Raw genomic sequence first — 8,011 nt, 5'->3', positions numbered from 1 at the left:
AGATATTAATAACATCACCACCACGATTAAAACTGAAAACAAAGATGGGTTAAGTGAATTTACCGCTGAAAACTTTGGTCGTGTGGCGGGACTTTATGTACAAGATGCAGATGGAACACTCTCTGCACAAGCGAAGAACAACATTAATTTAACTGCATCAGATATACAAAGCCAAGGTAGTGTTTCAGTTAAAGCAGGACAAGATTTGAATCTTTCTACGGTGAATGTGAGTCGTCGAGACTTGAGTTCAGGTGGAGATGATAATTATATTTTAAATGGCTCAAGCCGAGATGTCGGTACACAGATTCAGGCTGCAGGTGATATCTCGTTGCAAAGTGGGGCGAATACCCAGATCAAAGCTGGTATTTTGAATAGTGAATCTGGCAATGTGGTGGTTCGTGCAGGGAGAGACATCCAAGTTCAAGAAGGGCGAGCGACGCATGAATATGCACTTCGCGCACATGAAGAAAGAGGCAATGCTGTTTCTAAAACGAGAAAAGATAAACTATTTGAACAAAAAGAAAATACCAGTGTTTCGAGTGTGATCACGGGTAAAAATGTTGTATTGAGTGCGGATCAAAACATTGCGGTGCAGGGCAGCCAAGTGGTTGCGGATGAATTGGCACAGTTGCAGGCGAAAGGTGCTGTAGATATTACAGCGGCGACGGATACGAGTTCGAATACAGCATTCTACAGTAAAGAAAAATCAGGATTTACAGGAAGTTTATCTGACGGTGTAGCAAGCGTTGGCTATGGTAAATCGAATACCAAACAAGAAGACAAAGCACAATCGACCTCTTTAACCCAAAGTGTTGTAGGTAGTGTAAACGGCAATACCAACATTATTGCGGGTGAAAACTTAACAGCCAAAGCTTCGATTATAGAGTCGGGCAAAAATATTAACCTTATAGGTAAAAATGTTCATCTTGATGCAGCAGATATACAGCAAGATACACAATCGAAATATGAACATAAGAGTTCAGGAATTTCGATTGGTGTGACCTATAACAGTGCAGCAGCAGCTGCGGCATCTGCGAAGAAGAGTGAAGAAAATAACGACTTCTCGGACAGTGCAGTTGGCAAGATCATGTCGAGTGCTGAAACGGTGCGTAAAGCATCGATGGCGGCAGCTAGTCCAGTGGTTTTCCAAGCACATAATCAAAAAGTAAACAAAACAAAAGATACCGCATCTACTCAATCTGTAGGTACAGAAGTAAAAGCAGGTGGTAATTTAAATATCCTTGCAACAGAAGGAGATATCCGTAGCCAAGGTGCAAAAATTTCAGCCGAAGGTGATGCACTGCTACATGCAAAAAACAACATCGATTTACTAGCAACGCAAAACACTGAAAGCCAAACAGCAGATTCAAAACGCAGTGGTTTTAGTATTGATACAAGAGACCACTTAGCACCACTGGGCGTATATAACGACAAAGAAAAAGCCAATGGCGGGTTAGTACAAAGCGTAGGTACAGAACTCTCTGTTGGTGGAAAAACTACAATCAAAGCCGATGAAGGCAACATCAATATCGTTGGTAGTAAAGTGGTATCTACAGATGACTTAAACCTAAGTGCTGGTAAAGACATCAATATTAAATCGGCACAAAACAGCTTTAACCAAAGTGAAGATAAAAAGAGTAAAGGTTGGGGAAGTGCACAGATTTCAGATACAGAGCGCTTTGACGGCTACATGGCAAATAAAAACAACAAAAATAGCCAAAGTGTCAGCCAAGAACGTAGCCAAGTAGGTAGCTTAGAAGGCAATGTCAACATTACAGCAGGCAACAACTACAACCAAAAAGTTGCCGATGTGATTGCAGGCAAAGACATTAACATCACAGCCAAAGACATCAATATTATTGATGACCACAACATAGGTCGTGACAGCCAATCGAACAAAGACCTCAAAGTGGGTGTATTTAGTCGAATCAGTTCACCACTGCTCGACCTTGTGAATGCAGTAGATAAAGCAGGCAAGAGCAAAGCCGATGACCGAACTAAGGCATTACAAGGCGTAGCTGCAGCAGCGCAAGGTTATCAAACCTATAGCGATATTAAAGGTGGAGCACTATTTAAAGCAGAATCGGGTATTGGTTTTAGCACAAGTAAAAGCAATCAAGACAATAGCTACTCAGCATCACAATCAAATTTACTGAATGCAGGTGGAAATATTAACCTGACCAGTACAGAGGGTGACATTCATCTTAAAAATACACAGGTGAATGCCAAAGATAAAATCAGCCTCGATGCAGCGAAAGACATTCTCCTTGAGTCAGGACAAAGCAAAGAGAATGCAGAAGGTAAAAATAGTAATGCGGGCGCAAGTGTTGGCGTAGGTGTATCCGTTGGTGCACAAACAGGAGTATATATCTACGCAGAAGCAGGTTATGGCAAAGGCAGTAATCATGTTGACGCTACCACGCATAACAACACAACCTTAAATGCCGATCAAATCAAGATCACGAGCAAAGGTGATGCCACACTGAAGGGAGCACAAGCGACTGCGAATCGAATTGATGCGGATGTAGGTGGAAACCTAAACATCATTAGCCAACAAGACACCAGAGAACAAGACACAGATCAAACAGGACTTGGTATACGAGTACAAGCATCACTAGGTACAGCATGGGAGCTTTCAGGTGGACAAGGATCAGGTAACATCAACCTAACACAGGCAGATGGAAGTTATAAGAGCGTCAACCAACAAAGCGGTTTGTTTGCGGGTGATGGTGGCTATCACGTTAAAGCTGACCATGTAGATTTACAAGGAGGAGCAATAGCCTCGACCGCCACAAAAGAAAACAACGATTTAACAGCGAACAGCCTCAGCTTTAGCAATATTGAAAATAGCAGTAGTCATGAAGCTACAACTGTAGCACTGTCAGGTGGAACGAAATTCGGAAAAGAAAGCGGTACAGACCATACAGGTGCTACGTACACCAATAACAACAATTGGCGTAACAGTACAAGCTTTAGTCCAACGTTACCACAGCAAGACAAAGACGAAGACAGCAGTACTACCTATGCAACACTGAGTGCAGGAAACATCAACATTGGTGGTAAAGATACAACAGTTGAAGAGCTGGGTATTCACAGTGATATTAATACCGCGAACCAAAAAGTAGATGAAGTTCCGGATTTAAATGCACTACTCGAAAAACAAAAGATCATTGCAGATGCGACATCGACGATAGTTGCAGCAGGACGAACCTATTCACAAGACCAAGTTAAAGCCGCTACTGAAAAAACCACAGCATTAGCAAAAGAATTCTATGATCAACTAAGTCCAGAAGACCAAGAGAAATTCAAAACATTAGAAACAACAGAAAAAGAAGCATATTTATCGAAGAATATCTCAGGATATGCAGATGCTTTAGCGAACCAAAAAGCAGTGACAGCAACATGGGGTATTGGTGGTAACGGTAGCCGAGCAGTTAATGCAGTGACGACAGCATTGACAGCAGTATTAGGTGGACAAACTGACTTACAGACAGTGACAAATACACTTGCACCATATGCCGCACAAGTGATTGGTAAAGAGTTTGGGCATGGAGAAGACAAGAACACCGCAGCGCAAATGGTAGCCCATGCTTTATTAGGTGCAACGCTTGCTTACATTAATGGTGGGGATCCAACAGCAGGCGGAAGTGCAGCTGTAGCGAGTGAAGCGGCCGCGATCTATCTCACCAACCAATACAAGGACAATAAAGAATACCAAGATGCGAATGGAGAATTCCAACCGAACTTATTACCAGAAAGTGTCAAAGCGCAAATTCGAGATTTGACTGCAGGAATTGGCGCGGTGATAGGCGGAGCGGTAGGCGATTCGAGTTACAACGCACAATTGGCAGGTGTGATTGGGCAGAATGCGGTGGAGAATAATAGAATGCTTCACCGAGAAGAAGTAGATCTTATTCAAAATCTAGCCAAAGCTTATGCAAAAGAAAAAGGAATTAGCTTACAAGAAGCAGAAACCCAGCTTACCAGAGGCGCTTTATACAATATTGATGAAGGTTGGCAAGAAGCATTTGATAGTAAATTAGATGCTTCTGACATAGAAAAATATAACCAAGCTTATCAATATTTATTAACACAAACTAAAGATGAGTCTGTGGATGAAATTAATTCCAACTTTAATGCCTATCAGGATTCTAGAGGAGTATTTGTTACTAGAGCCAAAGATGATACCTATAAAGGACATATTTCTGATTCAGAGCGACAAAAAGCCGATATGTATATTGGAGAAGCTGGAAAAGGATTTACAGCAACAGAAGAAGATTTTAAAAATAAAGATATTTTCTTAACCAATACCTTAGCTGGAAGTACGAATAAGGGTTCAGCGGATTACAACAGTAAAAAAGAATTTATTCAAAACTCAGCTGCAATTAAAGATAGTGAAATCAGCTTCTTAGAAAGACTCAACTCATCTGTAGATCGAGATATAAGTGGAGTAAAAGGAGCTGTTACAGGTGTTGCAACAACAGTGAAAGATACGGCTGTTGGTATTTATGAATTTGCACAACATCCAATTGATAATACAAAAGAGTTAATCAACTCAGCTGTAGAAGCTGCTAAAAACCCAGTACAGACAGCAAAAAATGTATCTGAAGGCATGGATCAAGGGTTGGAAAAATATAACACCACGATCGATTTGTACAAGATGCAAAAAGATGAGGGTGCAGAAGCAGAATATAAAGCAAATATTGTAGGTCAGATTGTTGGTGCTGGTGGAGTAGGTACTGCAGGTAAAAAAGGTGCAGAGGCGACAATTGATGCTGTTAAGAAAGCACAGCAGGTAGCTAAGGAAGCAGAGATTGCTGAGACTTTACAGAAAAAGCAGAGCTTAGAGAACAATTTTAATCGTGATAATGATTTATTATCACCAGATTTAAATAGAGAAGAATTTAGATTGCAACCTTCTCAAATTGGAAATCCACAAGTTCTTGAATCAATAATGAATAGAGGTGATGTTGAGCTTAAACAAGGTATTTCCGTTGAGCAAGTTTTTAAAGATGTGATTCAGCAACCAATAGGAAAACGTCCAGATCCATCAACATATTTATCACAGAGTTATATAAAAGAGCATTTGTCAGAATTTGAAGATGGGGTCTCAAGATTTATGATTGATACTTCATTTAATAAATATGGTATAGGGCAGACGGATGGTACATCATATGTCATGTCAAAAGTTGAGGCTAATAAGATAATAGAATCTGCACATGGAGATCCTATAAAAATAGCAAATGCATTAGGATTACCTCAAGATCAACTTTTAAAAGGATCTTTAGTAAGACTTGATATATCTAATCCTAAAGAAGCAGGCTTAAGAATACCATCAGGAAATGAGGTAGGAGCAAACTCTAAATGGATACCTGGTGGTAAGCTACCTAATGGAGCTTCTGAAGCTGTAATAGATGCTGATAAGGTAACTAAAGATATGATTAATGTTATAAAAATAGGTGATTAGAATGAATTTACATTGTGAAGATATTTACGTATCAAGAACTTTAAAATTTAGTATAGGTATAGAGAATAGTTCTAAAAAATATTATGTTTCATTCCTTGTGCCAACCGATAATAGACAAAGTGATTATGAAAAATATTATTGGTTAATAGATAAATACTTAAATTACATAATAATAGAGCCTGAAAAAGTTTATGAATATGTTAAAGAGTGTTATGAGGGTAAACATGAAGATATGCTCATTACTCTTTAAAAATATTATTAAATAATAGGGTTCTGTCGCATTAAGGAATACTCGTCGCAATCATGCGTTGAACACTTCTGTTATCTAAATTTTAGACAAAATAATCCTAGAGTATTTTGAAATTCTTTTGATAAGTTGAATTGTTCTTTCCTAATCATATGCATCAACTCTATCCCTAATAAAATAATCTTTGCTGACCTAAATGATTTAAAACCCAGCATAGATCTAACCCTTTTTTTGATAAACCTATGGTCTTGTTCAATTCGGTTATTCATATATTTGTTTTGTCTAATCGTAATTGGCTTAAGTCGAGTAAACCCAGTATTCAAGCTTTCGACAGCCTTTTTATTTGCCGCACTTCTATCTATTGTCACTTTAATTGGGCAAGCATGTTTGCTGATCGCATTTTTAAAGAATCTACGAGCAGCCTGCATATCACGACGTTTTGTCAGTAAGAAGTCTACCGTTTTACTGTTTGAATCGATGGCTCGATACAGATAATGCCATTTCCCTTTAATTTTAATGTAGGTTTCATCTATATGCCAAGATTGAGTAACTGGGTTTTTATATTTGGCAGCGATTTTATTGAAGACAGGGGTGACTCTGAGAACCCAACGGTGCAAAGTCGAGTGATCAACGTCAATTCCTAGCTCTGCCATCATTTCTTCTAAATTTCGTAGGCTGAGAGAATAAGCCAAATACCATCGAACACATTGGGTGATCACATCAATTGGATAATGTAAGCGTTTAAATGCACTGGCAATCAACATATTCGACTCCTATAAAATACCAGAGTAACTGATCTGTTTCTTAATGCGACAGAACCGATCGAATAGTCAGTGAACCTGAGATAATGCGTATGGTAATTGATGAGTCACAATTTTTAGAAATGAAAAGATTGGAAGCGATTGGTCAAAATCCAGCATCAAAATTAGGAGGATGGGCAACAAAAGATCAAGTTAATTCAATTGCAGATATGCGTAATAATTTAGCTATTACAGAAGAATTTAAACCACAAACGAATAAAGATAGAATGGCTAATAAGTTTTATGTAGTTGAGTTTGAAGTGCAGCCTAGTGTTGGACTAAGAGAAGGCAAGGCGGGATCGATGTATGATTATGTAAAAGATCAGATACTACCTGGTAATGCGCATCAAGTGAATTTTATGAAAAATACACCTAGGACTAATCCAGAGTTATTTAAATTAGATTTAAATAATGTTAAGGAAATTAAGTGATGATTAGTGAAAATATAAAAGAAGTTTATTATTTGTTTAAGTCATCAGTTAATGGAGTTGAAGCAGAAGTACTTGTTTATAGTCAAGAATCTTTTGATCCTATTTTGGCTTGGACGGAAATTGGTACACTAATAAAACCATTACTTAAAGTGGGTACTCGGGTAATTACCAATAACAGCCGAAAATTAATAAATGAATTGGGCTCTGCTTCTGTTTTACCTAATCATAAAAACTTGATTATTATATTAGACAAGGATAATGAAAATTTTTTGTGCCCCAATAATGCGGCAATCTACAATTCTGATGCAACTTTAAAACATCAATTGATTTTGCCAAAAGAGGGTTTTTGGACACCTAATAGTGAGGGGTGGTATATACATTCGACTTATTATGCGGATTTTCCTAATTTAAAGGGGTGGGGTGTTATGGTCACAAATGATATTAAGTGGCCTGATTTATGTTTTTGTCTATATGATGGAACACCTAATTTAATTTGGACAAAATATAGTCAAGAACGGAGATAATATTCATTAACTTAATCAACTATACAAGTGCTAGGCTATAAAGAAGCTTAGGATATGTGTTTACTGGTGGACCTGTATCACCAGGAGGTACAGTATATGAATGGAGAGATGAGGCGGGACAGTCATTAATGTATGGTGGTTTTGATAATTTTAGAAATGCTTTTAAAGGAAATTATATTTCACCAATGAATTGGGATATTAATCAACTGAAAAGTGAGCAAAAGTTATTGCAGCCAATACATGAAAAATACTTAAAAGATAAGGGTTTTATTCGTGGAGGTGCACTAATTTTTAATGGAATTCCGAACATAAAGTCTTATGATGATAGAGTTGAGTTTGGCTGTAAAAGTATGGGATATAGCGCGAAAGATGGGTGCAGACCATAAATTAATTTAATAATTAATCAAACATAGATTTTGTTAAGTCTATGTTTGATTTATATCCAATAATATTTATTTAAATAGTGATGAATGACTAATGATTAATGGTGCAGGCTTTTTTTCTTTAATATTATTACTTATCCCTTTAAATTTTTTAATAAT

General features: G+C 37.7%; 6 protein-coding genes. 5 read left to right on the top strand and 1 reads right to left on the bottom strand.

Features of this window, described 5'->3' with window-relative positions:
- Together SKM54_RS12270 and SKM54_RS12265 are read left to right on the top strand one after the other, a co-directional pair.
- Positions 1-5,467 (top strand): hemagglutinin repeat-containing protein (locus SKM54_RS12270; protein ID WP_321095498.1); only part of this gene is annotated, 5,467 nt, incomplete at its 5' end.
- A 1-nt stretch (position 5,468) separates the two neighbouring features.
- Entirely contained in the window at positions 5,469-5,717 is a 249-nt protein-coding gene (locus tag SKM54_RS12265; protein WP_321095496.1) for a hypothetical protein, read from the top strand.
- 71 nt (positions 5,718-5,788) lie between these two features.
- On the opposite strand, the gene SKM54_RS12260 is transcribed toward SKM54_RS12265, so the two are convergent.
- Positions 5,789-6,478: an IS6 family transposase gene (locus tag SKM54_RS12260; protein WP_321095495.1), complete on the bottom strand. Its 690-nt coding sequence runs from the start codon at positions 6,476-6,478 to the stop codon at positions 5,789-5,791.
- A gap of 83 nt (positions 6,479-6,561) precedes the next feature.
- Between SKM54_RS12260 and SKM54_RS12255 the strand changes: the two genes are divergently transcribed.
- Genes SKM54_RS12255 through SKM54_RS12245 form a run of 3 tightly spaced genes read left to right on the top strand, consistent with a single transcriptional unit; the run spans position 6,562 to position 7,855 of the window.
- Positions 6,562-6,945, top strand: coding sequence for a hypothetical protein (locus SKM54_RS12255; protein WP_321095494.1), 384 nt, complete (start codon positions 6,562-6,564; stop codon positions 6,943-6,945).
- The gene (locus tag SKM54_RS12250) at positions 6,942-7,469 is read left to right on the top strand and encodes a hypothetical protein (RefSeq protein WP_321095492.1); all 528 of its coding nucleotides are present in this window, start codon (positions 6,942-6,944) and stop codon (positions 7,467-7,469) included. Before SKM54_RS12255 ends, SKM54_RS12250 begins: the two co-directional genes overlap by 4 nt.
- A 56-nt stretch (positions 7,470-7,525) precedes the next feature.
- Positions 7,526-7,855, top strand: coding sequence for a hypothetical protein (locus SKM54_RS12245; protein WP_321095490.1), 330 nt, complete (start codon positions 7,526-7,528; stop codon positions 7,853-7,855).
- The last annotated feature ends 156 nt before the right edge of the window (positions 7,856-8,011 follow it).

It is taken from the genome of Acinetobacter faecalis (assembly GCF_034187745.1).
GTDB classification, from domain to species: Bacteria; Pseudomonadota; Gammaproteobacteria; order Pseudomonadales; family Moraxellaceae; genus Acinetobacter; species Acinetobacter faecalis.
This window is presented reverse-complemented; position numbering and strand designations above follow the sequence as displayed.

Bases quoted from the DNA above. Each gene is read 5' to 3' on its own strand.
- SKM54_RS12265 (WP_321095496.1), top strand. From the start codon at position 5,469: ATGAATTTACATTGTGAAGATATTTACGTATCAAGAACTTTAAAATTT.
- SKM54_RS12260 (WP_321095495.1), bottom strand. From the start codon at position 6,478: ATGTTGATTGCCAGTGCATTTAAACGCTTACATTATCCAATTGATGTG.
- SKM54_RS12255 (WP_321095494.1), top strand. From the start codon at position 6,562: ATGCGTATGGTAATTGATGAGTCACAATTTTTAGAAATGAAAAGATTG.